The organism is Streptomyces sp. NPDC056452 (assembly GCF_042796085.1).
Classification (GTDB): Bacteria; Actinomycetota; Actinomycetes; order Streptomycetales; family Streptomycetaceae; genus Streptomyces.
Map to the genome: position 1 here is coordinate 30877 of NZ_JBHTRI010000033.1, position 23601 is coordinate 54477.

General features: G+C 69.5%; 24 protein-coding genes. 15 read left to right on the forward strand and 9 right to left on the reverse strand.

Annotated elements, in window-relative coordinates; genetic code table 11:
• Window positions 1–86 precede the first annotated feature (86 nt).
• Window positions 87–1907: a cholesterol oxidase substrate-binding domain-containing protein gene (locus ACFQ6X_RS27955; RefSeq protein ID WP_383185348.1), complete on the reverse strand. Its 1821-nt coding sequence runs from the start codon at window positions 1905–1907 to the stop codon at window positions 87–89.
• A 243-nt stretch (window positions 1908–2150) separates the two neighbouring features.
• On the opposite strand from ACFQ6X_RS27955, the gene ACFQ6X_RS27960 reads away from it, so the two are divergent.
• The 5 genes from ACFQ6X_RS27960 (at window position 2151) to ACFQ6X_RS27980 (ending at window position 5259) form a co-directional block, all read left to right on the forward strand.
• Window positions 2151–2477: a PadR family transcriptional regulator gene (locus ACFQ6X_RS27960; RefSeq protein WP_383185350.1), complete on the forward strand. Its 327-nt coding sequence runs from the start codon at window positions 2151–2153 to the stop codon at window positions 2475–2477.
• Window positions 2474–2830: a DUF1048 domain-containing protein gene (locus ACFQ6X_RS27965; RefSeq protein WP_383185352.1), complete on the forward strand. Its 357-nt coding sequence runs from the start codon at window positions 2474–2476 to the stop codon at window positions 2828–2830. The genes ACFQ6X_RS27960 and ACFQ6X_RS27965 overlap by 4 nt, the downstream gene beginning before the upstream one ends.
• Before the next feature lies 1 nt (window position 2831).
• Window positions 2832–3158 (forward strand): DUF1048 domain-containing protein, encoded by a 327-nt coding sequence (locus ACFQ6X_RS27970; protein WP_383185354.1) that lies wholly within the window; start codon window positions 2832–2834, stop codon window positions 3156–3158.
• Window positions 3159–3484: 326 nt separating this feature from the next.
• Window positions 3485–4471 carry an ATP-binding cassette domain-containing protein gene (locus ACFQ6X_RS27975; RefSeq protein ID WP_383185453.1) on the forward strand — a complete coding sequence of 329 codons (987 nt, stop codon included), beginning with the start codon at window positions 3485–3487 and terminating at the stop codon, window positions 4469–4471.
• Window positions 4468–5259, forward strand: a complete 792-nt coding sequence (locus tag ACFQ6X_RS27980; protein WP_383185356.1) for an ABC transporter permease — start codon at window positions 4468–4470, stop codon at window positions 5257–5259. The genes ACFQ6X_RS27975 and ACFQ6X_RS27980 overlap by 4 nt, the downstream gene beginning before the upstream one ends.
• Before the next feature lies 1 nt (window position 5260).
• On the opposite strand, the gene ACFQ6X_RS27985 is transcribed toward ACFQ6X_RS27980, so the two are convergent.
• Window positions 5261–5626: a YybH family protein gene (locus tag ACFQ6X_RS27985; protein WP_383185358.1), complete on the reverse strand. Its 366-nt coding sequence runs from the start codon at window positions 5624–5626 to the stop codon at window positions 5261–5263.
• A gap of 98 nt (window positions 5627–5724) precedes the next feature.
• Here ACFQ6X_RS27985 and ACFQ6X_RS27990 point away from each other — a divergent pair, with 98 nt between their 5' ends.
• Window positions 5725–6621, forward strand: a complete 897-nt coding sequence (locus ACFQ6X_RS27990; RefSeq protein ID WP_383185359.1) for a LysR family transcriptional regulator — start codon at window positions 5725–5727, stop codon at window positions 6619–6621.
• Window positions 6622–6644: 23 nt separating this feature from the next.
• On the opposite strand, the gene ACFQ6X_RS27995 is transcribed toward ACFQ6X_RS27990, so the two are convergent.
• The 3 genes from ACFQ6X_RS27995 to ACFQ6X_RS28005 form a co-directional block, all read right to left on the reverse strand.
• A complete protein-coding gene (locus ACFQ6X_RS27995; protein ID WP_383185361.1) occupies window positions 6645–6788 on the reverse strand; it encodes a hypothetical protein in 144 nt (47 codons plus the stop codon).
• Between the two features lie 169 nt (window positions 6789–6957).
• Window positions 6958–7206, reverse strand: a complete 249-nt coding sequence (locus tag ACFQ6X_RS28000; RefSeq protein ID WP_383185363.1) for a hypothetical protein — start codon at window positions 7204–7206, stop codon at window positions 6958–6960.
• A gap of 57 nt (window positions 7207–7263) precedes the next feature.
• Entirely contained in the window at window positions 7264–7776 is a 513-nt protein-coding gene (locus ACFQ6X_RS28005) for a universal stress protein (protein WP_383185365.1), read from the reverse strand.
• 196 nt (window positions 7777–7972) lie between these two features.
• Between ACFQ6X_RS28005 and ACFQ6X_RS28010 the strand changes: the two genes are divergently transcribed.
• From ACFQ6X_RS28010 to ACFQ6X_RS28035, 6 genes are all read left to right on the forward strand, one after another.
• Window positions 7973–8308 (forward strand): SAV_915 family protein, encoded by a 336-nt coding sequence (locus ACFQ6X_RS28010; protein WP_383185367.1) that lies wholly within the window; start codon window positions 7973–7975, stop codon window positions 8306–8308.
• 38 nt (window positions 8309–8346) lie between these two features.
• Window positions 8347–9681, forward strand: coding sequence for a diaminopimelate decarboxylase (lysA, locus tag ACFQ6X_RS28015; RefSeq protein WP_383185369.1), 1335 nt, complete (start codon window positions 8347–8349; stop codon window positions 9679–9681).
• Between the two features lie 462 nt (window positions 9682–10143).
• A complete protein-coding gene (kdpF, locus tag ACFQ6X_RS28020; RefSeq protein WP_383185371.1) occupies window positions 10144–10233 on the forward strand; it encodes a K(+)-transporting ATPase subunit F in 90 nt (29 codons plus the stop codon).
• 8 nt (window positions 10234–10241) lie between these two features.
• The gene (kdpA, locus tag ACFQ6X_RS28025; RefSeq protein ID WP_383185373.1) at window positions 10242–11906 is read left to right on the forward strand and encodes a potassium-transporting ATPase subunit KdpA; all 1665 of its coding nucleotides are present in this window, start codon (window positions 10242–10244) and stop codon (window positions 11904–11906) included.
• On the forward strand, window positions 11903–14011 hold the full coding sequence (kdpB, locus tag ACFQ6X_RS28030) for a potassium-transporting ATPase subunit KdpB (RefSeq protein WP_383185375.1): 2109 nt from the start codon (window positions 11903–11905) through the stop codon (window positions 14009–14011). Before kdpA ends, kdpB begins: the two co-directional genes overlap by 4 nt.
• 6 nt (window positions 14012–14017) lie before the next feature.
• A complete protein-coding gene (locus ACFQ6X_RS28035) occupies window positions 14018–14698 on the forward strand; it encodes a potassium-transporting ATPase subunit C (RefSeq protein WP_383185377.1) in 681 nt (226 codons plus the stop codon).
• Window positions 14699–14870: 172 nt separating this feature from the next.
• Here the strand turns inward: ACFQ6X_RS28035 and ACFQ6X_RS28040 are convergent, their stop codons facing one another.
• Entirely contained in the window at window positions 14871–15038 is a 168-nt protein-coding gene (locus ACFQ6X_RS28040; RefSeq protein ID WP_383185379.1) for a hypothetical protein, read from the reverse strand.
• A 478-nt stretch (window positions 15039–15516) separates the two neighbouring features.
• Between ACFQ6X_RS28040 and ACFQ6X_RS28045 the strand changes: the two genes are divergently transcribed.
• The 3 genes from ACFQ6X_RS28045 to ACFQ6X_RS28055 all read left to right on the forward strand — a co-directional run bounded on the left by ACFQ6X_RS28045 (window position 15517) and on the right by ACFQ6X_RS28055 (window position 20740).
• Complete coding sequence (locus ACFQ6X_RS28045; RefSeq protein ID WP_383185381.1) at window positions 15517–16635, forward strand: lytic polysaccharide monooxygenase; 1119 nt, start codon at window positions 15517–15519, stop codon at window positions 16633–16635.
• A 258-nt stretch (window positions 16636–16893) separates the two neighbouring features.
• On the forward strand, window positions 16894–19104 hold the full coding sequence (locus tag ACFQ6X_RS28050) for a cellulose binding domain-containing protein (protein WP_383185383.1): 2211 nt from the start codon (window positions 16894–16896) through the stop codon (window positions 19102–19104).
• Between the two features lie 235 nt (window positions 19105–19339).
• Window positions 19340–20740 (forward strand): MFS transporter, encoded by a 1401-nt coding sequence (locus ACFQ6X_RS28055; protein WP_383185385.1) that lies wholly within the window; start codon window positions 19340–19342, stop codon window positions 20738–20740.
• Window positions 20741–20805: 65 nt separating this feature from the next.
• Here the strand turns inward: ACFQ6X_RS28055 and ACFQ6X_RS28060 are convergent, their stop codons facing one another.
• The 3 genes from ACFQ6X_RS28060 to ACFQ6X_RS28070 are packed head-to-tail and all read right to left on the reverse strand — an operon-like array spanning window position 20806 to window position 23538.
• Window positions 20806–21291, reverse strand: coding sequence for an NUDIX domain-containing protein (locus ACFQ6X_RS28060; RefSeq protein ID WP_383185387.1), 486 nt, complete (start codon window positions 21289–21291; stop codon window positions 20806–20808).
• Window positions 21292–21300: 9 nt separating this feature from the next.
• Window positions 21301–22923 (reverse strand): apolipoprotein N-acyltransferase, encoded by a 1623-nt coding sequence (lnt, locus tag ACFQ6X_RS28065; protein WP_383185389.1) that lies wholly within the window; start codon window positions 22921–22923, stop codon window positions 21301–21303.
• 51 nt (window positions 22924–22974) lie between these two features.
• Window positions 22975–23538: a hypothetical protein gene (locus ACFQ6X_RS28070; protein WP_383185391.1), complete on the reverse strand. Its 564-nt coding sequence runs from the start codon at window positions 23536–23538 to the stop codon at window positions 22975–22977.
• Window positions 23539–23601 lie beyond the last annotated feature (63 nt).

The window sequence follows — 23601 nt, forward strand, 5'->3', positions numbered from 1 at the left end:
CCACTCCGGCAGACGTACCGGCGCACCGTATAGGAACGAGGTGACGAAACAACTTGGTACAACGCGACCAGGGCGTTTCTTTCGGGTCATCGTTGAGAAGCGGCCCGGCGCACCAGTTGATCCGTGAAGCCGTTGCCGAAGACCCGGTGGGGGTCGAGCCGATCCAGGAGGGAGACGGCTTCGGACCATTGCCCGGCGCCGTACGAAGCGGGCACCGCGGACTCGATGATCTGCTCGTCGGCCCAGGCCGCCGTTTCCGTATAGCCCCAGCCCTTGGACCACTCGACGCGCGCGAGCGCGTATTCGCCGTCGAAGGTGCTCATCAGGAAGCGTTCCAGTTCCCGGTAGAACGCGTGGGCTCCCGGTGAGGTCGGCTGGGTCAGCACGTCCACCCACACCACGCAGTCGTACTCCGGGTGGTCCGGGTGCGGGCGGACGACGGAGAGCAGCGGCGGGCGTGCGCCCGGCGCGGCGGAGTCATCGGGCTGGTCGAGGCCGCTGACCCTGATCTCCACCTGGCCGTTGATCGGGAATCTGCCCGCTGCGGCCCAGGCCGCCAGCCTCTGCTTGTAGTAACCGGCGAACTCGGAGACGACGCGCTGGACGTCGGCGCGGCGGGTGAGGATCCCGTACCCGTTCGCGGTCTCGCGAAGTGTTGTGGGGCGCAAGTAGAACTGGAGGGTGTGCGAGGGGCCCCACAGGTCCGTCGCGAGGGTGGCGGTCAGTCCGGTCGCCGCCACCGTGTACTGCGCGGCGCCGAGCAGTGGCGCGAGATGCCAGGAGCCTCCGACGAGGAGTCCGGCCAGCCGGGCGACCGGGGTCGGGACGACGTCGCTGAACGGGTAGTTGTACGGGCTGTGCACCGGCCTGGAGCTGACCGGGCGCTCGGGGCTGAGGCTCCATACCTTGAGCCAGGGCCGGTCGGTGAAGGCGAACCAGATCGTCTCCACCCGCCCCGACTCGGCCATGAAGTCCGCGAAGGTGTTGCCCCGGGCGGCGAGGGCGCTGCCCGGGGCGGCGAACAGTTCGTCGGCGGTGAGATCGACGCGGCTGCGGCAGCGCAGCGGGATGTCCTCGCCCGCCTGGATCTCGGCCTCCACGATGAGGCCGCGCCCGAGGTGGGTGGCCAGCGCCTCGCACTCCTCGTCGGTTCCCCGGTGGAAGGTCTTCACAGCGTAGGCATCCTGGTCCGGGTCCCAGACGACGGCGGTGAGGGACAGGACGAGGTTGCTGAGGCTGCCGTAGGTGTGGCCGGGGCGGGCGGACTCGCCGTCCGCGGGGACGCTGGTGCCGTGGGCGTCGATGGCCAGCGTGCCGCCCAGGGTCAACTCCCCGGGTGCGGGAGTGTTGGTGACGCCCAGTCCGTGGTCGGCGAGGAAGGCCATCAGCGTTTCGAGGGTCACTCCGGCCTGTGCACGCACCGCGCCGGGGGCGCCGGCGGGCGGGGTCGTGAGTTCCATGTGCGTGAGATGCGCGGTGGTGTCCAGCAGGAGGACCTGCGCGTCGCGCTCCGTGGTCGAGGTGATGGTCAGGGGCGACCAGTTGTGCGCCTTGCCCCGGGCGCGCAGCCGCCAGCCGTTGGCATGGGCCCAGTTGGCGAGGTCGGCGAGGTCCTGCCCGGTGCGGGGGGCGCACGCCCACAGCCCGCCGTGGGTGATCTCGCCGGCCCAGTTGATGTAGGGGGAGAGGTAGGGCACGAGACCGGCGGGCAGTTCGGGTGCGGCCGTCGGAACGATGACCGGCGCCGCCGCGGCCGGGGAGGTCCCGGCTAAGGCGGCGCCGAGCGGGATGCCCAACGCTCCGGCAGCCGCTGCGGCCCGCAGAACACCACGGCGGGAGAGGCCGGAGGGTTCGGAGGGATGGGAGGAGGCGGCAGGACGCGAGGGGGACTCCGAGTGATCAGACATGAACTGAATGTATGGGCTGCCGGCACGTCACCGACGCTCCATGCCAAAACTGCCGAGAACCCGCTCCAAAAGGTCGGACACCAGCGCGTCGAACCGTCCGCGATCAGTTCGTTGCCGCTCAGCCCCTCCGGCGCGGTTCCCGAAAGTCCGTGTCCGACGATCGCTGACACCCCCACTACTCGGTGATACGGTATAGCAGTACTCGGTAGCACGTAGTACCGAGAGCGCCGAGGAGGATTCGCCATGGACGACCTGACGGAGATGCTGAAGGGCACGCTCGAAGGATGCGTGCTCGAAATCATCGGCAGCGAGGAAACCTACGGGTACGCCATCACCCGTCAGTTGAACGAGCTCGGCTTCGCCGATGTCATCGAGGGCACGGTGTACACCATCTTGCTGCGGCTGGAGAGGAACGGACTCGTCCAGGTGACGAAACGGCCCTCCGGGGTCGGTCCGCCGCGCAAGTTCTACGCGCTCAACGACGCCGGACGCGAGGAACTCGCGAAGTTCTGGGCGAAATGGCAGTACGTCTCAGCACGCATCGACAAGCTCAAGGAGGGCGGGAGATGAACTTCTGGGAGAAGATCACAGGCAGCGATCTCACCAGGGAATGGAAGGCGTTCGCGGCCCGGGCCGAAGCCCTGCCGGACGACCACCGGGCGGCGTGGGAACAGATCATCGCCCACCTCTTCCCCTATGGGGACTTCACCGGCCGCAACCTGATGCCGATCCTCGACACCGCCCTGGGACTGCTCGAAGACACTGCGGCGGACGGGCTGAGCATCCACGAGGTACTCGGCGACGACATCCGCGGCTTCTGCACGGCACTCGCCGGCGGTGAAGGGGCTCGAACGCATCGCGACCGCTGGCGCGAGCAGCTGAACAGGAACGTCGCAAGGAAACTGAGCCGGCTGGGAGGCTGACGTGAGCATCCAGGACATCATCGAGGGCAAGAAGCAGTGGCGGGCGCACATGGCCCGGGTCAAGGCGCTCCCACCGGACTACCAGATCGTCTACAAGGAGATGCAGAGGTACCTGTTCAAGGTCGGCCCGGTCGACCTGCCCGACGGGCCCCTGCTCCCCGGGATCGTCGACTTCTTCGAGGAGGGCGCCGCGACGGGCAGGGGGGTTCTGCAACTCATCGGCAACGACGTCGCCGCGTTCTGCGACGACCTGGTCAAGGACTCACGCACCTACGCGGACCTCTACCAGGAGTCCATCAGCGGGAAACCCGGCTCCGCCGAGAAGTAGCACCCTGTCACCTCAAGCCCGCGGGCGAAGCCCGCACGCACGCCAGCTCCGCCTCCGCGCAGCGCGAACATGCGCAAGCAGACCGGCCACCGGCAGCCGCCGCAGGCCTGCCGCCGAAAATGGTCGAGCAGGCCGACGAGACCTGACTCAGCCCTGCCGACACCCGCAGGCGAGCAGGTCTCCGCGGCGGGGCCGCTCGACACCGTTCCCCAGGACGACACGACTGACGTGCAGTCACGGACAGTCCCTCGATCCCAGCCCCGAGACAGCTTCCACTCCCCCTGCGCCTTCAGCCTCCGCAAGGAAGTCACATGCCTTCATCTGTCATGCCCACATCCAGACGCGGTGACGGTCACCCGTCGCCGACCGCCGTCTCCGCCGTCGGGCTGAGCAAGTCGTACGGCGACAAGCTCGTCCTCGACGGCATCGATCTGCACATCCCGGCCGGGTCCGTGTTCGCGCTGCTCGGCCCGAACGGTGCCGGCAAGACCACCGCCGTGAAGATCCTCTCCACCCTCGTCACCGCGGACGCCGGTGACCTGCACGTCGGCGGGCACGACCTGGCCGCCGACCCGCAGGCGGTGCGTGCCGCGATCGGTGTCACCGGTCAGTTCTCCGCCGTCGACGGGCTGATCACCGGCGAGGAGAACATGCTCCTCATGGCGGACCTGCACCACCTGCCCAAGAGCGAGGGGCGGCGGGTCGCCGTCGAGCTCCTGGAGCGCTTCGACCTGGTGGAGGCCGCGAAGAAGCCCGCCTCCACCTACTCCGGCGGCATGAAGCGCCGCCTCGACCTCGCGATGACCCTGGTCGGCAACCCGCGCATCATCTTCCTCGACGAGCCGACGACAGGGCTCGACCCCCGCTCCCGCCACAACATGTGGGGCATCATCCGCGGCCTCGTCGCCGACGGCGTCACCGTCTTCCTCACCACCCAGTACCTGGAGGAGGCCGACGAACTCGCCGACCGCATCGCCGTGTTGAACGACGGCAGGATCGCCGCCGAAGGCACCGCCGAGGAGCTGAAGCGGCTCATCCCGGGCGGGCACGTCCGGCTCCGCTTCACCGACCCGGCCGCGTACCGTTCCGCCGCCGACGCCCTGCGCGACGTCACCAGGGACGACGAGGCACTGTCGCTGTCCATCCCCAGCGACGGCAGCCAACGCGAACTGCGCTCCATTCTCGACCGCCTCGACTCCGCCGGTATCGAGGCGGACGAACTGACCGTTCACACCCCCGACCTGGACGACGTGTTCTTCGCCCTGACCAGCGGCACCGCAGTCCCCGCCCCGTCCAAGGAGACCGTACGATGAGCGCCCTCTCCCTCGCCGTACGCGACTCGAACACGATGCTGCGCCGCAACCTGCTGCACGCCCGGCGCTACCCGTCGGGGACCCTGAACCTGCTGCTCACGCCGATCATGATGCTGCTGCTCTTCGTCTACATCTTCGGCGACGTGATGAGCGCGGGCATCGGTGGCGGCGGCGCGGACCGCTCCGACTACGTCGCCTACATCGTCCCGGGCCTGCTGCTGATGACCATCGGCAGCACCGTGATCGGGGCTGCGGTGAACGTCTCCATGGATGTGACCGAAGGCCTCATCGCCCGCTTCCGCACGATGGCTGTCTACCGCCCTTCGCTCCTCATCGGGCACGTCGTCGGCAGCGTGCTGCAATCCGTCATGAGTGTGGTCCTCGTGGGCGCTGTCGGCGTGGCCATCGGCTTCCGCTCCACGGACGCGACCGCCCTGGAGTGGCTGGCGGCTTTCGGGCTCGTCGTGCTCTTCGCCCTCGCGCTGACCTGGATCGCGGTCGGCATGGGCTTGGCAAGCCCCAACCCCGAGGCGGCCGGCAACATGGCCATGCCGCTGATCCTCCTCCCCCTCATCTCCAGCGCCTTCATCCCCGCAGCCACCATGCCCGACTGGTTCCGGCCCATCGCCGAGTACCAGCCCTTCACGCCGGCCATCGAAACCCTCCGGGGCCTTCTCCTCGGCACGGAGATCGGCACCAACGGATGGCTCGCGATCGCCTGGTGTGTCGCCCTGATCGCGCTCGGATTCCGCTGGTCGACGGCGCAGTTCAACCGCGATCCGAAGTAGCTCAGGGGGTGGGTGGGACGAACTCGGGCTGGTCGAGCAGGCGCAGCCAACTTCCGTCGGACTGGAGCCTCACGACCTGCGCCCGCGCGCCGGCACCGTCCTTCGGCGGGGTCGAGGTGAGGGCGATGTCGCCGCTGATCAACGTCGGCAGAGACTGTTCCGGCTCGAAGCGGGGGCCGTTGGCCAGCACCTTCTCCCACAGCGCGCGGATCGCGTCCCGCCCCACCGTGAGCTCTCCGGGCGGGTAGGCCATCACCGCATCCATTTCGTAGAGCGCGGCAACCCCGGCCGCGTCACCGGCGTTGGATCGCTCGACGAACAAGCGGGTGATGTCCTCGGGCCGCATGGCCTTCTCGTACTCCGGCATGGGTTCCTCCTGACGTAGAACTCCGGCGTTTCTCAGCCTGGTCGCCCCCCGGCCAGAAGTCCAACAGATGGATCTTCTCCAAACTAGAATCTGCAGTCATGGAGCTGAGACAGCTGGAATACCTCGTCGCAGTCGCCGAGGAGCAGAACTTCACCCGTGCGGCCGAGCGTGTGCACATCAGTCAGTCCGGCATCAGCGCACAGATCCGGCAGCTCGAACGGGAACTCGGTGCCGAGCTGTTCGACCGTTCGGCCCGAACTGTCACCCTCACCGTCGCAGGGGAGGCCGCGCTCGAACACGCCCGTGCCGCACTCGCCGCAGCCGGGGCGGTCGGCCGGGCGGTGGGCGAGGTGACCGAGCTGATCCGGGGTCGCCTCACCGTCGGAATGGTCATCGGCTGCACCGTCACCCCGTTGTTCGACGCTCTCGCCGCGTTCCACAAGACGCATCCCGGTGTGGAGATCTCGCTGCTTGAGGACAGCTCCGACCGGCTCGTCGACGGGGTGCGTACCGGCGCCGTCGACGTCGCACTCATCGGGGCCGCCACAGCCGCCCCCGACGGGCTGGAGGCGCTGACCATCATCAGCGAACGGCTCGTCGCGGCAGTCCCGGCCGGGCACCCCTTGGCGAAGCAGCGGCGGGTCACTCTGCGCGACCTGATCGCGTACCCCATCGTGTGCATGCCACCGGGCACCGGCCTGCGCACGGTATTCGACCAGGCTTGCGCCGCACGGAGCCTCCGACCGTCGATCGCCCTGCAAGCCAGCGCCGCGGATGCCATCGCCGACCTCGCCGCCCGCGGGCTCGGCGTCGCCATCCTCAGCAACTCGATGGCCGCGAGCTACCGCGACCGGCTCACCGCCCGCACCATCGATGACGTCGACACACCAGCATTGCTCGCCCTGATCTGGAAGAGCGCACACAACCCCTCGGTACGCGAGCTGCTCGTGCACAGCCGACAGGCATTCACGGACCTTCTGGAGCCGCACCGGTAGAGGTTGACCAACTGCCGACGGCATCAGGGCCGGTAGATCATTTCGATGAGCAGCGCGCCGATCAGCATCCAGGCCCCGATCCCGAGCAGCCACAGCGACTCGGCGAGGAAGCCGACGACGATCAGCACCGTTGCGGCCGACAGGAGAGCGTGCAGAAGCCGCTTCATACCGCGGTCACTACGAGGAAGAACGATCACTCTGCCTCCTCCGGGCATCGAGCTGAAGTGCAGACGCCAGAAGCACCGAGAGTCTCCAACGGTGGGCAAGGACCCGTCATGGGCAGACCGTAGACGTGATCGAGCGCCAGACCGAGGGCGGCGTACAAGCCCCGCCGTTTCATGACGGGCCTCTAACGGGTCTGGTTCGGTCAAGCTGCCGACGCACGGTGCGGAGCCGAGAAATGGCCCGCTGCAGATCGTCATAGGCCCGCTGTTCGTCCCGGGGGCTGAAGCGGACAGGATTGAGGATGCTGTCACGTGCCCTGCGGAAACGGGCGTAGACGTCGAAGCAGCCGAGCACTTCCTCAACGATGGTTTCCTCCGGCGCGGAAGGGGACGAACCTGAAGCATTTTCCGAGAAGGACATCACGGTGCTCCTTCCTCTCGTGCATCCCGCTCCGGCGCTGACGCCGCCGTGTCCCCCTCATCGCCCTGGTTCCCGCGTCATGTACGGCACGGACCACGTCCTGCGACGTACCGATGCGAGTTCGGCTTCGAGCGGGTTCGGGGGGACCGCGAGCACGGGGCACGGTGCATGTGCCAGGCAATGCCGGGCCACCGGCGCCCGTAGCCCCGGGAGCCACCTGCCGCGCGGGCCCGTGCCGACGACCAAGAGGTCGTCGGCGGACCGAACGGCCTCGACGAGCACCGCCCCGGGCTCGCCGCGCACGGTCAGCCCGATCAGCGTGACTCCCGGCCTTCCGGCGGCGAACGCTGTGTCCAGAACCGTGCACAGGTCTTCCACGGCCGCTTCCCGGCACTCCCTCAGCACAGCGGTGCCGTACGTGGCACGGCTGCCCAGCCCTCCGCCGGGAAGCTGCCAGGCCAGGACCGCGCACAGCTCCGCGTTGCGCTCCTGGGCCTCGGCGGTGGCCCGGTGCAGGGCCGCGAGGCTCCCCAGGGAACCGCTGACACCGACCACAATCCTCCGCCGCACTGCATGTCCTCCTGGTCGTCCGGTACCGGACTTCCATTGAACGGCGGTCCGAGGGCTCCGAGCGTCAGTGATCCGTATGAACCGGACGACAGCCGTCAAAGTTGCGTCAGGTGACAGACCACTGCGGACGGGGACGGGCATAGCTTCGACGTCACGCGCCGGGCATCAGCCTCGCGCAGATCCTTCGGAGAAACCCATGTGCCTCTTCCAGTACGACGACGACCCCGACCCCGAAGAACAGGCCCCGGCCGGGCTCCTGTTCGTGCCCGTCCGGCGGGGAACAGCGGGACCCGCGCTGCGGATGTTCCGCACTCCCCTGGGGGAGCGGACCGCAGTCGGCTTCACCCGCCAGGACCTGCTGACCGCGATCCTCGGAGCCGGCCAGTCCTCGATCAGGATCTCCGAGCCCGCGCTTCGCTCCCTCGCTGCTCCTCTCGGCATCGAACGGCTCGTCCTCGACCCCGTCCTTTCGGCTCCTGCTGTCACTGCCGAGCCGGTACGCGCAGCCGACGAGCCCGTCCGCGCGCTGTGACCCACGCTTCGATACCCGTCTCTCGAGGAGATGCCGCCATGTCCGCTCCCGTTCTCACCGAGCTCCCGACCGGACTGGACGACCTGTCCGTCTGGCCGGCCTCCACCACCCGTCTCCCGAACGGAGATCTGAGTGTCGGCGGGGTCTCGCTCGCCGACGTGGCCGACCGGTTCGACACCCCCGCCTATGTGTTGGACGAGGACGAGGTGCGGGCACGGTGCCGGACGTACCGGGCCGCCTTCCCCGACGCGGATGTGCTGTACGCCGCCAAGGCGTTCCTGTCCCGGGCGATGGTTCGGTGGATCGACGAGGAGGGCCTGGGGCTCGACGTCTGCTCCGCCGGTGAACTCGAACTCGCCGTCCTGGCAGGGTTCCCAGCAGCGCGGATGGTGCTGCACGGAAATGCGAAGAGCCCGCGCGACATCGAGACCGCACTGCGGCTCGGGGTCGGACGGATCATCCTCGACAGCCCCTCGGAGATCGCTCGCGTCGCCGCACTGGTCGGCCCCGACGGCCGGCAGAAAGTCATGGTGCGGGTGGTACCGGGGGTCTCCGCCGGTGGGCACGAGAAGATCCGGACCGGCACGGACGGGCAGAAGTTCGGCCTCTCACTCACCGACGGGTCCGCCCAGCACGCCGTCGCCAGGGTCCTCGGCCAGCCACAGCTCGAACTCAGCGGCCTGCACTGCCACATAGGCTCCCAGATCACCGACGTCAGGCCCTACCTGGTGGCCGTGCGCCGGATGGTCGGGCTGATGGCCCGGATCAAGGAAAGCCATGGCGTGACGTTCCCCGAACTCGACATGGGCGGCGGGCACGGCGTGGCCTATCGGCCTGGGGAAGCCGCCCTGGACCTGACCTCGCTCGCACGCCGCCTGGGCCGGGAGCTCTCCTCGAGCTGCGCGGCAGCGGGACTGCCCGTGCCCAGGCTCGCCATCGAACCCGGACGGGCGATCGCGGCCCCGGCCGGAGTGGCGCTGTACCGCGTACTTGCCGTCAAGCACACCGGGTCGACGGTGTTCGTTGCCGTCGACGGCGGTATGAGCGACAACCCCCGGCCCGCCCTGTACGGGGCACGCTACGCACCGCGCCTGATCGGCCGCTCGGCGACGGCCGAGCCGGTCGCGACCACGGTCGTGGGCCGGCACTGCGAGGCGGGCGATGTCCTCGCGGCCGATGTCCTTCTGCCCGGCGACGTCCGTCCCGGCGATCTGCTCGCCGTGCCGGTGTCCGGCGCGTACCAGCTGTCCATGGCTTCCGCGTACAACCTGGTCGGCCGGCCTCCGGTCGTCGCGGTGCACGACGGTGCGGCGCGCCTGCTGGTCCGACGCGAGACCCAGGAAGACTTCCGACGGCGCGACATCGGCGCCTGATCGCGAGGATCCACGCAGCCCCCTGAGCTGTAGGGGGCCCGCCGTCTCGTGCCTGAGTCCCTTCGACGCGGAGGAGTAGCGGGCGCATTCCCGTGCCCCTCGGAGCCGGATTGCCTGCCGAGGGGCCGCTCCGTCCTGTCCTCACGGCGGCAGGACGAGCGGCCGGTGGTGTCCCCGCACAACGCGTCGACGCACGTCGGCGTCACGTGTTCGGCAGCAACGCTCCGTAGCCGGTGGAGGTCGACCGCATCAGGTTGGCGTCAAGGGAGCCCCCGTCCTCGTATGGACCCCGTCAAGGCGGCTTATCACCGGTCAAAAGCCGAGGTTTCCTCATCTTGGCCGCACGGCCGATTCCATTCCTCACGTCAATCAGGAGCTCACGATGGCCGACCTGGCCTTCGTCGTCACCACAGTCGCGGTGTTCGCGCTGGTGGCTCTCATCGCCCGGGGGGTGACCAAGCTGTGACCGCCGAGAACATCGTCGGCCTCATCGTGGCCGTCTCCCTGCTGGGATATCTCGTGCTCGCCCTTCTCCACCCGGAGAGGTTCTGAGCGCCGCTATGAGTCCCCAGACCGCTGGTGTGCTCCAGCTGCTCGCCCTGATCGCCGCCCTCGCGCTCGCGTACCGTCCGCTGGGCGACTACATGGCCAGGGTCTACTCCTCCGAGAAGCACTACCGACCGGAGAAGTGGATATACAAGGCCATCGGTGCCAACCCTGCCGCCGAGATGAGGTGGCCCGCCTACCTACGGGGCGTGCTCGCCTTCTCGGCGGTGAGTGTTCTCTTCCTGTACCTCATGCAACGGGTACAGGGCTCGCTGCCCGGTTCGCTGGGCTTCTCCTCCATCGACCCGGACCAGGCGTTCAACACGGCCGCGTCGTTCGTGGCCAATACCAACTGGCAGTCGTACTACGGCGAGCAGGCCATGGGCCACGTCGTGCAGACCGGCGGCCTCGCGGTGCAGAACTTCCTCTCCGCCGCCGTCGGCATGGCCGTTGCGGTGGCGCTCGTCCGGGGCTTCGCACGGGCACGTACCGGTGAACTCGGCAACTTCTGGGCCGACCTGGTGCGCGGCACCGTCCGCATCCTGGTGCCGATCGCGGTGATCGGTGCGCTCGTTCTGGTCGCCTGCGGTGCCATCCAGAACTTCTCCGGCATCCACGAGGTCGGCCAGTTCATGGGCGGCACGCAGGAGTGGAACGGTGGCGCGGTCGCGTCCCAGGAGGCCATCAAGGAGCTGGGCACCAACGGCGGCGGCTACTTCAACGCCAACTCCGCCCACCCCTTCGAGAACCCCGATCCACTCTCGAACCTGTTCGAGATCTTCCTCATCCTGCTGATCCCGTTCGCGCTGACCCGCACCTTCGGCCGCATGGTCGGCTCGCTCAGGCAGGGGTACGCGATCCTCGGCACGATGGCCACCATCTGGCTCGGCTTCACCGCGCTGATGATGTGGACCGAATTTGCCCACCACGGACCTGCGTTCGACATCGCGGGCGGGGCGATGGAGGGCAAGGAGACCCGCTTCGGGATCGCCGGCTCCTCGATCTTCGCGGTGGCCACCACGCTGACCTCGACCGGTGCGGTGAACTCCTTCCACTCCTCCTTCACCGGCTTCGGCGGAGGCATCACGATGCTGGGCATGCAGTTGGGCGAGATCGCACCCGGTGGTGTCGGATCCGGCCTCTACGGCATGCTGATCATGGCGATCATCGCGGTGTTCATCGCGGGCCTGATGGTCGGACGGACCCCGGAGTACCTGGGCAAGAAGATCGGCACGCGCCAGATCAAGCTCGCGGCCTGCTACATCCTCATCACCCCGGCACTCGTGCTCGGTTTCACCGCCGTGGCGATGGCTCTGCCCACTCCGGGCAACTCGATGACGAACTCCGGGGCGCACGGCTTCTCCGAGATCCTGTACGCCTACACCTCCGGGGCGAACAACAACGGATCCGCCTTCGCGGGACTGAACGCGGACACCCAGTGGTTCAACAGCACCATCGGCATCGCGATGCTCCTCGGCCGCTTCCTCCCGATCGTCTTCGTCCTGGCCCTCGCCGGGTCGCTGGCCGAGCAGAGGCCGGTGCCCGAGACCGCGGGCACATTGCGCACCGACAAACCCCTCTACGCGGGTCTTCTCGTCGGCACCATCCTGATCATCACCGGTCTGACCTACTTCCCCGCCCTTGCGCTGGGTCCGCTCGCCGAAGGGCTCGCCTCATGAGCACCGTCACCCCCACTCACGCTCCGCACGGAGACCTGCCGCCCTCCGGCAACCACGCGGTCACCGACCGCGTCGGCAGCGGCCTCTTCGACCCGAAGCAGCTGCTGAAGTCCTTCCCGGACGCGGTTCGCAAGCTCGACCCGCGCGTGATGATCAAGTCGCCCGTCATGTTCGTCGTCCTGGTCGGCTCGGTGGTCACCACCGTGCTCGCAGCGCTGGACCCGACCGACTGGTTCGGCTGGGCCATCGCCGGCTGGCTCTGGCTGACCACCGTCTTCGCGAACCTCGCGGAAGCCGTGGCCGAGGGCCGGGGCAAGGCCCAGGCCGACACCTTGCGCAAGGCCAAGACCGGAACTGTCGCCCGCCGGGTGATCGGTTCCGACGAGGAGCGGGTCGCCGGGACGGAGCTGCGCATCGGGGACCTGGTGGTCTGCGAGGCCGGCGACACCGTTCCCGGCGACGGCGATGTCGTGGAAGGCGTCGCCTCCGTCGACGAATCCGCGATCACCGGAGAATCGGCCCCGGTCATCCGCGAATCCGGCGGCGACCGCAGTGCGGTGACCGGCGGTACGAAGGTGCTGTCCGACCGCATCGTCATCAGGATCACGACGAAGCCGGGCGAGACCTTCATCGACCGGATGATCAGCCTGGTGGAGGGCGCGGCCCGGCAGAAGACCCCCAACGAGATCGCCCTGAACATCCTTCTGGCGTCCCTCACCATCGTCTTCCTGCTGGCCGTGGTCACCCTGAAGCCGTTCGCCGTCTACGCGGGCGCCGACGGCCAGACCTCGATGATCGTGCTCGCCGCGCTCCTGGTCTGTCTGATCCCGACCACCATCGGCGCGCTGCTCTCCGCGATCGGCATCGCCGGTATGGACCGCCTCGTCCAGCGCAACGTCCTGGCCATGTCGGGGCGCGCGGTGGAGGCGGCGGGCGACGTGTCGACCCTGCTCCTCGACAAGACGGGGACCATCACCCTGGGCAACCGGCAGGCAGCCGAGTTCCTGGCGGTCGAAGGCGTGACGGAGGGCGAACTCGCGGATGCCTCGCAGCTGTCCTCGCTCGCCGACGAAACCCCCGAGGGCCGGTCGATCGTCGTCCTGGCCAAGGAGAAGTACGGGCTTCGGGAACGGGACCAGGGCGAGCTGGCCGATGCCGCATGGGTCGCGTTCACCGCGCAGACCCGCATGTCGGGCGTCGACCTGGACGGGCGCAAGGTCCGCAAGGGGGCGACCGGTTCCGTCGTCGCCTGGGTGAAGGAGCGGGGCGGGGTTGTCGCCGAGGACGCACACGCACTCACGGACGGGATTTCCCAGGCCGGCGGCACGCCGCTGCTGGTGGCTGTGGAAGACGCTCGCGGTCCGCGGATCCTCGGGGTCATCCATCTCAAGGACGTGGTGAAGGAGGGCATGCGCGAGCGGTTCGACGAGCTGCGCCGCATGGGCATCCGTACGGTCATGATCACCGGCGACAACCCGCTGACCGCGAAGGCGATCGCCGAGGAGGCGGGGGTCGACGACTTCCTGGCCGAGGCGACGCCCGAGGACAAGATGGCCCTCATCAAGCGGGAGCAGGCCGGCGGCAAGCTCGTCGCCATGACGGGTGACGGCACCAACGACGCCCCGGCCCTCGCCCAGGCGGACGTCGGTGTCGCGATGAACACCGGTACCTCGGCCGCCAAGGAGGCCGGGAACATGGTGGACCTCGACTCGAACCCCACCAAACTCATCGAGATCGTCGCGATCGGCAAGCAGCTCCTCATCACCCGCGGCGCCCTCACCACGTTCTCCATCGCCAACGACGTCGCGAAGTACTTCGCGATCATCCCCGCCATGTTCGCCGTGGCGTACCCGTCGCTGGACAAGCTGAACGTCATGGGCCTGGCCTCGCCGGAGTCGGCGATCCTGTCCGCGGTCGTCTTCAACGCTCTGATCATCGTCGCTCTGGTACCGCTGGCCCTCAAGGGAGTGCGCTACCGGCCGGCCGGTGCTGACAAGATGCTGCGCCGCAACCTCGGCATCTACGGCCTCGGCGGCCTGGTCGCCCCGTTCATCGGCATCAAGATCATCGACCTGCTCATCTCCCTCATCCCCGGAATCGGCTGATCCGCCATGACCAACACCTCCGTCAGCAACACCGTGCGCCTGTTCGGGGCCGGGCTGAGGGCCCTGCTCGTCCTCACCCTGGTGTGCGGGGTCATCTACCCGCTGGCCGTCACCGGGATCGCCCAGACCCTCTTCAACGACAAGGCCAACGGCTCCGAGATCAAGGACAAGAGCGGGCAGGTCGTCGGCTCCTCCCTCATCGGGCAGACCTACAACCTCCCGAAGAACGACCCGAACGACGCCGAAGAGGCAGCCAGGCCGGACCTGAAGTGGTTCCAGCCGCGCCCCTCCAACGGCCTGGGCAGCAACAGCGTCAACACGCAGTACTCCCTGATCCTCTCCGGCGCCACCAACCGCTCCGGCGACAACGAGGACCTGATCAAGTGGGTCACGGACGCCAAGGCGGCCGTGGTCAAGGACAACTCGACGGCCTCGTACAAGGTGAAGCCCGCGGACGTACCGGCAGACGCGGTCACTTCCTCCGGCTCCGGTCTGGACCCGGACATCTCTCCTGCGTACGCGAAGCTCCAGATCCACCGGGTCGCGGAGGAGAACGACCTCCCCGTCAAGGACGTCGAGGGCCTCGTCGCCGATCACACGACGGACCGGCTCCTGGGCTTCATGGGCGAGCCCCGGGTGAACGTACTCGAGCTGAACACCGCGCTCCGGGACCTGATCCAGGGCTGACGGACCTGGGACGAGGAACCGGGAACCGGTGGGGTGCGAAGGCTCCGCACCCCACCGGCCGGGCGCCGTTCCTCTGGAGCCGGCCTGCCGCGCCGTCCCCTCCGACGCCCCCCTTGCCGAACATCGGGGCCATCCCCTGCTCGCCGAGATCCGCAGCGTCGTCCACAAACGCTCACTTCCCCTCACCACCGGCAACCTGCCGATCGTCATGTCCGAACTCGGCCCCCGCGCGGGGGCCGTGGGCGCAGCGCTCCTGGCCGGTGAACTCGCGTACGGCGAGGCGTCGGTGGCCGGGGACGCCGGGCGGGAAGACGTCACCGGGCAGAGCCTTCTCCGGCACCGACCACCACCCAGGCTTCGCCTCCAGGCCTGGACGGCCCACCGCCCTGAGCAGCCCCGAAGACGGCACGGACCGGTACCCGGCACACACCGCACCGCCCGGCCAGGTCTCGACGGCCTCCCGACGGCCTCCCGAAGGCCTCCTGACGGCCTCCCAATGGCCAGGTTCTCGGGAGCGCTCCCAAATCGGCACCTGCCGGGAGGGGGCCGTCGCATCCGCCTACCTCTCCGACCTGCCTCTTCGGAATCCGTGCGACGCATTTCGCCCCGATGGGTTGTCAGGGACACGCACCGCTCTTACAGTCCCCTACAAACCAGCGGATGGGAGCGCTCCCATGTCGGGTGGTTGCGCGCTCCGATTCCCTGCTCGCCCATCCGGCCATGCGCCTTACCCGGACAGGTGAGGGCCGTCACGGAACGGTGCCCGCACGAGACAGGCCCAACCGGAAGAAAGTCCCCACACAGGCACAGGAGACACCATGACTCGACGTAAGAAACAGCTTGCCTCCCTGGCAACGGTGCTCGCGACGCTGCTCGGCGGGTTAGCCCTGACGCTCCTCGGCCAGGGCAATGCGCAGGCGCACGGCGTGACGATGACGCCGGGGTCGCGTACCTACCTCTGCATGCTGGACGCCAAGACCAGCACCGGCGCCCTGGACCCGACCAACCCGGCGTGCAGGGCCGCGCTCAACGAGAGCGGTGCGACCGCGCTGTACAACTGGTTCGCCGTGCTCGACTCCAACGCGGGTGGGCGAGGGGCTGGTTACGTCCCGGACGGAAAGCTGTGCAGCGCCGGCGACCGGTCGCCGTACAACTTCACCGGATACAACGCCCCCCGCGGCGACTGGCCTCGGACGCACCTGACCTCCGGGAACACGATCCAGGTCAAGCACAGCAACTGGGCGGCGCACCCGGGCTCGTTCCGGGTGTACATGTCCAAGCCCGGCTACTCGCCCACCACCGCACTGGGCTGGGACGACCTGGAGCTGATCGAGACCGTCACCAACCCGCCGCAGACCGGCTCGCCGGGCGCGGACGGCGGCCACTACTACTGGGACCTGAACCTGCCCTCGGGCCGCTCGGGTGACGCGGTGATGTTCATCCAGTGGGTGCGCTCGGACAGCCAGGAGAACTTCTTCTCCTGCTCCGACATCGTCTTCGACGGCGGCAACGGGGAAGTCACCGGCATCCGCGGCTCAGGCAGCACTCCGACACCGACGCCCACGGACCCCACGCCCACACCGACGCCCACGGACCCCACGCCCACACCTACGCCCACCGACCCGCACTCCGGGTGCATGGCCGTCTACAGCGTGACCAACTCGTGGAGCGGCGGATTCCAGGGTTCCGTCGAAGTCATGAACCACGGCACGACGCCGCGTGAGGGCTGGGCGGTGAAGTGGACACCGGGTACGGGCGCCAAGGTCAGCAGCGTGTGGAACGGCGCGCTGACCACGGGGTCCGATGGTTCGCTCACGGTCAGGAATCTCGACTACAACCGGACCATCCCGCCGGACGGCAGCGTCACCTTCGGATTCACGGCGACATCGACCGGCAACGACTTCCCGATCGGCTCGATCGGCTGCGTCAACCCGTAGCCGCTGAGTGAAGCAGTGCCGGTTCCCGCACCGCGCAGGAACCGGCACCTCCGTGCCTCCGGACTCAGGACGGCTCACGACCTCAACGCACCGCGCCACCCCCCGCGTCCACGCACGCCGCACCACCCGCGCACCGTCCGTTCCCCGTGCCCGGCGAGAAGCACTCTGCCGCCGCGCCGGCGCCCGCCCGTCCGGCCGTACGGACTGCCCGGCACCCGCCGGCCAGTCCGTGTCGCCGGGCCCTAAGGAAGGACCCCCATGGCCTTGCCGCAGAGACCCGTCGGACCGGCCCGCGCCGGCCGCCCCCGTCACCTCGCACGCACCGCCGCCGCTCTGGCGGCCACGCTCGCCCTGCTGTCCCCGTTCGGCGCCGCCGGTGCCGCGTCCGCCGCCGAGCAGGAGGCGCCGACCGCGGACGTCGATGTCCGGGTCAACACGCAGGCGTCGCTGGGCCGGCTGTCCGACACCGCGCGTGGTGTCAACGCCGCTGTCTGGGACTCGCACATGAACGACCCGGAAGTGGCCGCCCTCATGAAGACGGCAGACGTCGGGGCGATGCGCTACCCGGGAGGTTCGTACGCCGACATCTACCACTGGGAGACGCACACCGCGCCCGGCGGATACGTCGCCCCCGGCACCGGCTTCGACGCCTTCATGGGCACCGTCCGGGCCACCGGGGCGCAGCCGATCCTCATCGCCAACTACGGCTCCGGCACGCCCGAGGAGGCGGCCGGCTGGGTCCGGTACGCGAACGTCACCAAGGACTACGACGCCAAGTACTGGGAGATCGGCAACGAGATCTACGGCAACGGCCACTACGGCAGCGGGTGGGAGCACGACGATCACGCGGACAAGAGCCCCCGGGAGTACGCCCGTCAGGTCCGCGCCTACGCCGCCGCGATGAAGGCCGTCGACCCGACCGTCAAGATCGGCGCGGTCCTCACCACCCCGGGCAACTGGCCGGACGGCGTCGTGGGCGAGGGCGATCCGGGCGACTGGAACCACGCCGTGCTCTCCGAAGTCACCGACGTCATCGACTTCGTGAGCGTCCACTGGTACGCGGGCGGTTCCGACACCACCGCCGACGCCGCCATGACCCGGCTGACCCGGCTGCCCGGCGAACTGCGGGAGGTGCGCAACCAGATCGACCGGTACGCGGGCGCCGACTCCCCGCGCATCGGCATCGCCCTCACCGAGGTCAACACCAACACCGGCGGCGCCATGCTCACCGCCCGCCCCAACGGGCTGTTCGCCGCCGATGCCTTCATGACGGCTCTGGAGAACGGTGTGTTCAACGTCGACTGGTGGAACACCCACAACGGGCCGGGCGCCATCACCACCGTCGACGGCGACACCGACTACGGCGACATGGGCATGCTGTCCGGAGGTTCCTGCACGGGTGACGTCTGCCAACCGGCGGCGAACACGCCGTTCCACCCGTACTACGGCATGAAGATGACCAGCGAACTGGGCACCGCCGGCGACACCATGGTCGCCGCCTCGTCCTCCGCACAGGAAGTCTCCGCGCACGCTGTGCGCCGTCGCGACGGGCGCCTGAGCGTCCTGCTCATCAACAAGAACCCCGACGCGGCACGGACCGTGGACCTCGCATACGCGGGCTTCACCCCGTCCGCCGCCGCACCCGAGGTCAGCCGCTACGCGCGCGGCGACAACGACATCACCGACGTCACCGGCAGTGGGGCGTCCGCCTCCCAGGTCACCGTGCCGCCGTACGCGATGCTCACCGTCACCCTCACCCCGCAGCCCGGCACCGGGCCCGGGGCCTCGGTCGCAGGCGCTCCGGGCACCCCGAAGCTGGAGGCGCTGACCGACTCCACCGCGCGCCTGTCGTGGGAGGGGGCGGCCGGTGCGGCCCGCTACCTGGTCCAGGAGCGGGACGGCGCGCACACCCGGCTGGTCGGGGAGGCCACCCGGGCGGCCGGTGCGGCCCGCTACCTGGTCCAGGAGCGGGACGGCGCGCACACCCGGCTGGTCGGGGAGGCCACCGGCACGTCCGTGACCCTGCGGAACCTGCCACCCGGCAGCTCCCACACGGTCAACGTGCTGGCCGCCGACGCCGCGGGACGGATATCCGCCCCGTCCGATCCGCTGACCTTCACCACCGGCACCCCGCCGGACGCCGCCTGCGCGCTGACCTTCCACCGCGACACGAGCTGGGGCAACGGCTTCGTCACCACGGTCACCGTCCAGAACCTCTCGGACACCCCGATCACCGGCTGGACCGTGGACTGGGACTGGCCGACCGACGGCCAGTCGGTGTCCTCCGGCTGGAACGCCACGTTCCAGCAGACCGGTCGGCACGTACGGGTGACCGCACCCGAGGGCGCCGGGCCGCTGGCCCCGGACGGCGCGTCGACGGCTTCCTTCGGTTTCGTCGGTGCCAACGACGGCCCCAACCCCGATCCGACGGCCTTCCGGCTCAACGGCACTGTCTGCTCCGGCGGTTGAGATCCGGTCCGCCCGGGAGCGGCGGCAGGACGACCTGCCCCGGGCGGACCGGTTACCGATCCGGCTCGTCGCCGCCCCCAAGGCGGAAAACAGGACCGCAGCACCTCCCCCGTAGCGCCCGCCCGCACACCCGTGACCCCAACTATGGTGTCCCGCCACATACGCCCCTGACCTGCCCCTTCCTACGGTATGGCGACACGGAAACGTCCCCGCCAACCGTCCGGAAGTGGTATCCATGGCCGCCCCAGCAACCGCTCCCCCACCCCCCTCGAACCTCCGCCGCGTCGTCGCGGCGAGCCTCGTCGGGACCACTGTGGAGTGGTACGACTTCTTCCTCTACGGATCGGCTGCCGCGCTGGTCTTCAACAAACTGTTCTTCCCCGGCTCCGAACCGCTCGTCGGAACCCTCCTCGCCTTCCTCACCTACGCGGTCGGCTTCGCCGCCCGGCCCCTCGGGGCGCTGGTGTTCGGGCACTACGGTGACCGGCTCGGCCGCAAGAAGCTGCTGGTACTGAGCCTCCTGCTGATGGGTGGCGCGACCTTCGCCATCGGGCTCCTGCCGACACACGCCACCATCGGGCTGGCCGCCCCTGTCCTGCTCACCGTTCTGCGGCTGGTGCAGGGCTTCGCCCTCGGCGGCGAATGGGGCGGGGCGGTACTGCTCGTGTCGGAGCACGGTGATGCCAAGAGGCGGGGGTTCTGGGCGTCATGGCCCCAGACCGGTGCACCCGCGGGGCAGCTGCTGGCCACCGGGGTGCTCTCCGCGCTCACCGCGCTGATGTCCGACTCCGCCTTCGAGGCGTGGGGCTGGCGCATCCCCTTCCTGCTCTCCGGGGTCCTCGTGATTCTCGGCTTGTGGATTCGTCTCTCTGTCGATGAATCACCGGTGTTCAAAGCCGCCCTGGCCCAGGCCGAGCAGCGCAGGACCACGGCTGCGACGGCCGAGAAGATGCCGCTCGTCGCCGTGCTCCGTGATCACTGGCGCGATGTGCTGATCGCCATGGGCGCCCGGATGGCCGAGAACATCAGCTACTACGTGATCACCGCGTTCATCCTCGTGTACGCGACCACGTCCGCGGACCTGAGCAAGCAGACGGCGCTCAACGCCGTGCTCATCGCGTCCGCCGTGCACTTCGCCGTGATCCCGGCCTGGGGCGCACTGTCCGACCGCATCGGGCGCAGGCCGGTCTATCTGGTCGGCGCGATCGGCGTGGGGCTGTGGATGTTCCCGTTCTTCGCGCTGATCGACAGCCGGAGCTTCGGGAGTCTGCTGCTCGCCGTCACCGTGGGGCTGGTCTTCCACGGCGCGATGTACGCGCCCCAGGCGGCGTTCTTCTCGGAGATGTTCTCGACGCGCATGCGCTACTCGGGTGCCTCGATCGGAGCGCAGTTCTCGTCGGTCGCCGCGGGTGCCCCGGCGCCGCTCATCGCCACGGCCCTGCTCGCGGACTTCGGCACGTCGACGCCCATCTCCCTGTATGTCATCGCGGCCGCGCTGATCACGGTGCTCGCGATCGTCTGCGCCAAGGAGACACGGCACAGGGACCTCGGCGACATCGACGCGGAGGCCGGAAAGGGGGCCGGGGTCGTCCCGGGTGCCCGGACCGCGCTGCCCGCCGACTCCCGTACTTCCTGAGCCGTTCACGCCGAGGGGCCGGCCGCCACCCGACGGGTGGTGGCCGGCCCTCGGCGTCGTGCGCGTCAGACGCCGGGCTCGGGGGTGGGCTCGAACCAGGTGGGGCCGTCGCTGAGGGCCTGCTTGATGCGGAACAGGGAGAACTCGTTCAGCGGCGGCAGGGAGTCGACGGGGAACCACGCCACTTCCAGCGACTCGTCGTCGTTCACCCGTGCCTCGCCGCCGGTGGCCCGGCAGCGGAAGGTGATGTCGAGGTACTGGCACCGGTCGCCGTTGTCGTACTGCACGGGCTGCAGTGCCTGGGTGAGCACGACCCGTTCCGCGACGCAGTGCACGGCGGTCTCCTCGTACACCTCCCGTTCCGCGGTCGCCGCGGGCTCCTCGCCGGGCTCGGAGATACCGCCGATGACGGCCCACATACCGGTGTCGGACCGTCGGCCGAGCAGCACGCGGCCCTCGTCGTCGAAGACGATCGCCGTGATGCCCGGCAGCAGCAGCAACTGGTGCCCGGCGGTGGCGCGGATCTCGCGGATGAAGTCGGGAGTAGCCATGCGGCGAGCCTACGTGGCCGTGGGGCTGTTCCCGGGGCGTGCCCTCCGGTCGTTCCTGGCACGCGCGGACCGGATCGTCACCCAGCCGAGGCCGGCCACCGCGAGCAGCGCCAGGATGCCTTCGGGCAGGGGACCCATCCGAGTGGCGGGCGTGAGCGAGGACCGCAGCGGCACCTCGTCCACCAGGGCGTCCGCGGTGAACATCCCGGTCTTCTGCACGATGGTCCCGTCCGGCCGGATCACCGCACTGACGCCGCTGGTGACGGGCACGACGACCGCCCGGCCGTGTTCGACCGCACGCACCTGGGACATCGCCAGCTGCTGGTAGGTCATCTCGCTGCGCCCGAAGGTCGCGTTGTTGCTCGGCACGGCGATCAGCTGGCCGCCGTTCTTGACGGTGTCGCGCACGGCGTCGTCGAAAGCCGCCTCGTAGCAGGTGACGAGCCCCACCTTGGTGCCCGCCAGGTCGAATACGCCGACCTTGCTGCCGGATCCGAAGTCGCGCTGGACCCGGTCGACGTCCTTGCTGAAGATCCGCACGAAGGACCGCATGGGCATGTACTCGCCGAACGGCTGGATGTGCCGCTTGTCGTAGGTGTCCACGGGGCCGCTGTCCGGGTCCCACTCGATCAGGGTGTTACGGAGGTTTCCCGTGTCGGGCGCAAGCACGGCGCCGATGACGGTGGGGACACCGATGGCCTTGACCGCCTTGTCGATCACGTCGCGGGCGTCGGCGTTGCGGTACGGGTCGAGGTCGGAGGAGTTCTCGGGCCACAGGACGAAGTCCGGCTGGGGCACCTTCCCCGCCTTCACGTCCTGGGCCAGCTGCTCCGTGCGCTTCGCGTGGTTGTCCAGGACCTGCCGGCGTTGGGAGTTGAAGTCGAGGCCCAGGCGCGGCACGTTGCCCTGGACGGCGGCGACTGTCGCGGTGCCGTCCTCGGCGGAGTCGTCGACGAGCGGCAGGGACGCGAGGGCGGCGACGACGGGGACCGCGACGGCTGCGGCGGCCGCCGCGACGGCGATACGGGGCACCGTGCCGGTGGCGCGGTACCTGCGGATCTGTCGCAGGGCCTCGAAGAGTCCGAAGCCGCACAGCACCACGGCGAAGGAGAGCAGCGGGGTTCCGCCCAGCGCGGCGAGCGGCAGGAACACGCTGTCCGCCTGGCCGAAGGCGATCCTTCCCCAGGGGAAGCCGCCGAACGGCACGCGGGCGCGGACCGCTTCGTCGAGTGCCCAGACCGCGGCAGCCCAGAAGGGCCAGTACGCGAGCCGGGAGACCGCGGCGATCCCGACACAGCCCACCGCGATGAACACCGCCTCGGCGAGCGCCAGGGCGAGCCACGGGACGGGGCCGACCTCTTCGCCCGTCCAGTGCAGCAGCGGGAGCATGAAGCCGAGACCGGCCAGGAGGCCGAGGCCCAGCGCGGCGCGCAGCCTGCGCGCGAACAGGACCCATCCCAGCAGCGCGAACCCGGGCAGGACCAGCCACCACAGGGGCCGGGGCGGGAAGCTCGCATAGAGCAGCGCACCGGACAGGATGGCTGCGGCCGGCCGGACGAGCCGCGGCCACAGCTTCCTGCTGCGGGGCACGGGGGCGGACGGCGGTTCGACTGTGGTGATGGTGGCGCTCACCTGGCGGAGTCTACGGTGGGCGGCTGTGGGAGCGGCATCCCGCTCCGGCCGTCACGACTCCGCGGACTTCCCGGTGGTGCTCAGGTGCAGCCGGTCGCGGATGAACCGTACCGCCGCTTCGGCGTTGTCCACCGTGACGGTGAAGGTCCTGCCGTCGCCGAGTCTCAGCACCAGCCCCTCGCCCCGGCGCACCACCACGGCGGTTCCCTGCTCGGGGCGCCAGCGGTAGCCCCAGCCACCCCACTGGCGCGGGGTGACCTGGGGGGCGAAGTCCGCGCCGACCACATGGGTAAGCAGGATCCGGCGCCTGGGCAGTCCGATGTGGCCGCAGCGCACCTCGAGGGCGTCGCCGTCGACCTTGACGGCCACGTGGACGAAGGCGAGGGTCCCGAACAGGATCAGCAGTCCGGCGGCGAGGCAGCCGATGACGGACATGAGCAGGGGGGCGATTCCGGCACTCCAGGCCGAATCGACAGCGAGTTCGATGCCGAGCGCCAGGCATCCCGCTCCGGCGGCCGCGAGCAGCCACTGGAAGCGGTTGCGGGCCCTGCCCGTCCAGATGGTGGCCGGGGCCTGGCTCGAACCGTGCCTCGCAACGCCGGGGTGGTCCGTCATGCCAAGCAGCGTACCCACGTTCCGCGTCCCGAGGAGGGGGCCCGCAGGCCCGGCAGGCCGCGC

What these genes read in the sequence shown, in the direction of transcription:
- ACFQ6X_RS27960 (WP_383185350.1), top strand. Translation starts at nt 2,151, where the DNA reads ATGGACGACCTGACGGAGATGCTGAAGGGCACGCTCGAAGGATGCGTG.
- kdpB (WP_383185375.1), top strand. Translation starts at nt 11,903, where the DNA reads ATGAGCACCGTCACCCCCACTCACGCTCCGCACGGAGACCTGCCGCCC.
- ACFQ6X_RS27990 (WP_383185359.1), top strand. Translation starts at nt 5,725, where the DNA reads ATGGAGCTGAGACAGCTGGAATACCTCGTCGCAGTCGCCGAGGAGCAG.
- ACFQ6X_RS28010 (WP_383185367.1), top strand. Translation starts at nt 7,973, where the DNA reads ATGTGCCTCTTCCAGTACGACGACGACCCCGACCCCGAAGAACAGGCC.
- ACFQ6X_RS28050 (WP_383185383.1), top strand. Translation starts at nt 16,894, where the DNA reads ATGGCCTTGCCGCAGAGACCCGTCGGACCGGCCCGCGCCGGCCGCCCC.
- ACFQ6X_RS27975 (WP_383185453.1), top strand. Translation starts at nt 3,485, where the DNA reads ATGCCCACATCCAGACGCGGTGACGGTCACCCGTCGCCGACCGCCGTC.
- ACFQ6X_RS27980 (WP_383185356.1), top strand. Translation starts at nt 4,468, where the DNA reads ATGAGCGCCCTCTCCCTCGCCGTACGCGACTCGAACACGATGCTGCGC.
- ACFQ6X_RS27955 (WP_383185348.1), bottom strand. Translation starts at nt 1,907, where the DNA reads ATGTCTGATCACTCGGAGTCCCCCTCGCGTCCTGCCGCCTCCTCCCAT.
- kdpA (WP_383185373.1), top strand. Translation starts at nt 10,242, where the DNA reads ATGAGTCCCCAGACCGCTGGTGTGCTCCAGCTGCTCGCCCTGATCGCC.
- lysA (WP_383185369.1), top strand. Translation starts at nt 8,347, where the DNA reads ATGTCCGCTCCCGTTCTCACCGAGCTCCCGACCGGACTGGACGACCTG.
- ACFQ6X_RS28060 (WP_383185387.1), bottom strand. Translation starts at nt 21,291, where the DNA reads ATGGCTACTCCCGACTTCATCCGCGAGATCCGCGCCACCGCCGGGCAC.
- ACFQ6X_RS28070 (WP_383185391.1), bottom strand. Translation starts at nt 23,538, where the DNA reads ATGACGGACCACCCCGGCGTTGCGAGGCACGGTTCGAGCCAGGCCCCG.
- ACFQ6X_RS28055 (WP_383185385.1), top strand. Translation starts at nt 19,340, where the DNA reads ATGGCCGCCCCAGCAACCGCTCCCCCACCCCCCTCGAACCTCCGCCGC.
- ACFQ6X_RS27995 (WP_383185361.1), bottom strand. Translation starts at nt 6,788, where the DNA reads ATGAAGCGGCTTCTGCACGCTCTCCTGTCGGCCGCAACGGTGCTGATC.
- ACFQ6X_RS27985 (WP_383185358.1), bottom strand. Translation starts at nt 5,626, where the DNA reads ATGCCGGAGTACGAGAAGGCCATGCGGCCCGAGGACATCACCCGCTTG.
- ACFQ6X_RS28035 (WP_383185377.1), top strand. Translation starts at nt 14,018, where the DNA reads ATGACCAACACCTCCGTCAGCAACACCGTGCGCCTGTTCGGGGCCGGG.
- ACFQ6X_RS27965 (WP_383185352.1), top strand. Translation starts at nt 2,474, where the DNA reads ATGAACTTCTGGGAGAAGATCACAGGCAGCGATCTCACCAGGGAATGG.
- ACFQ6X_RS28000 (WP_383185363.1), bottom strand. Translation starts at nt 7,206, where the DNA reads ATGTCCTTCTCGGAAAATGCTTCAGGTTCGTCCCCTTCCGCGCCGGAG.
- ACFQ6X_RS28045 (WP_383185381.1), top strand. Translation starts at nt 15,517, where the DNA reads ATGACTCGACGTAAGAAACAGCTTGCCTCCCTGGCAACGGTGCTCGCG.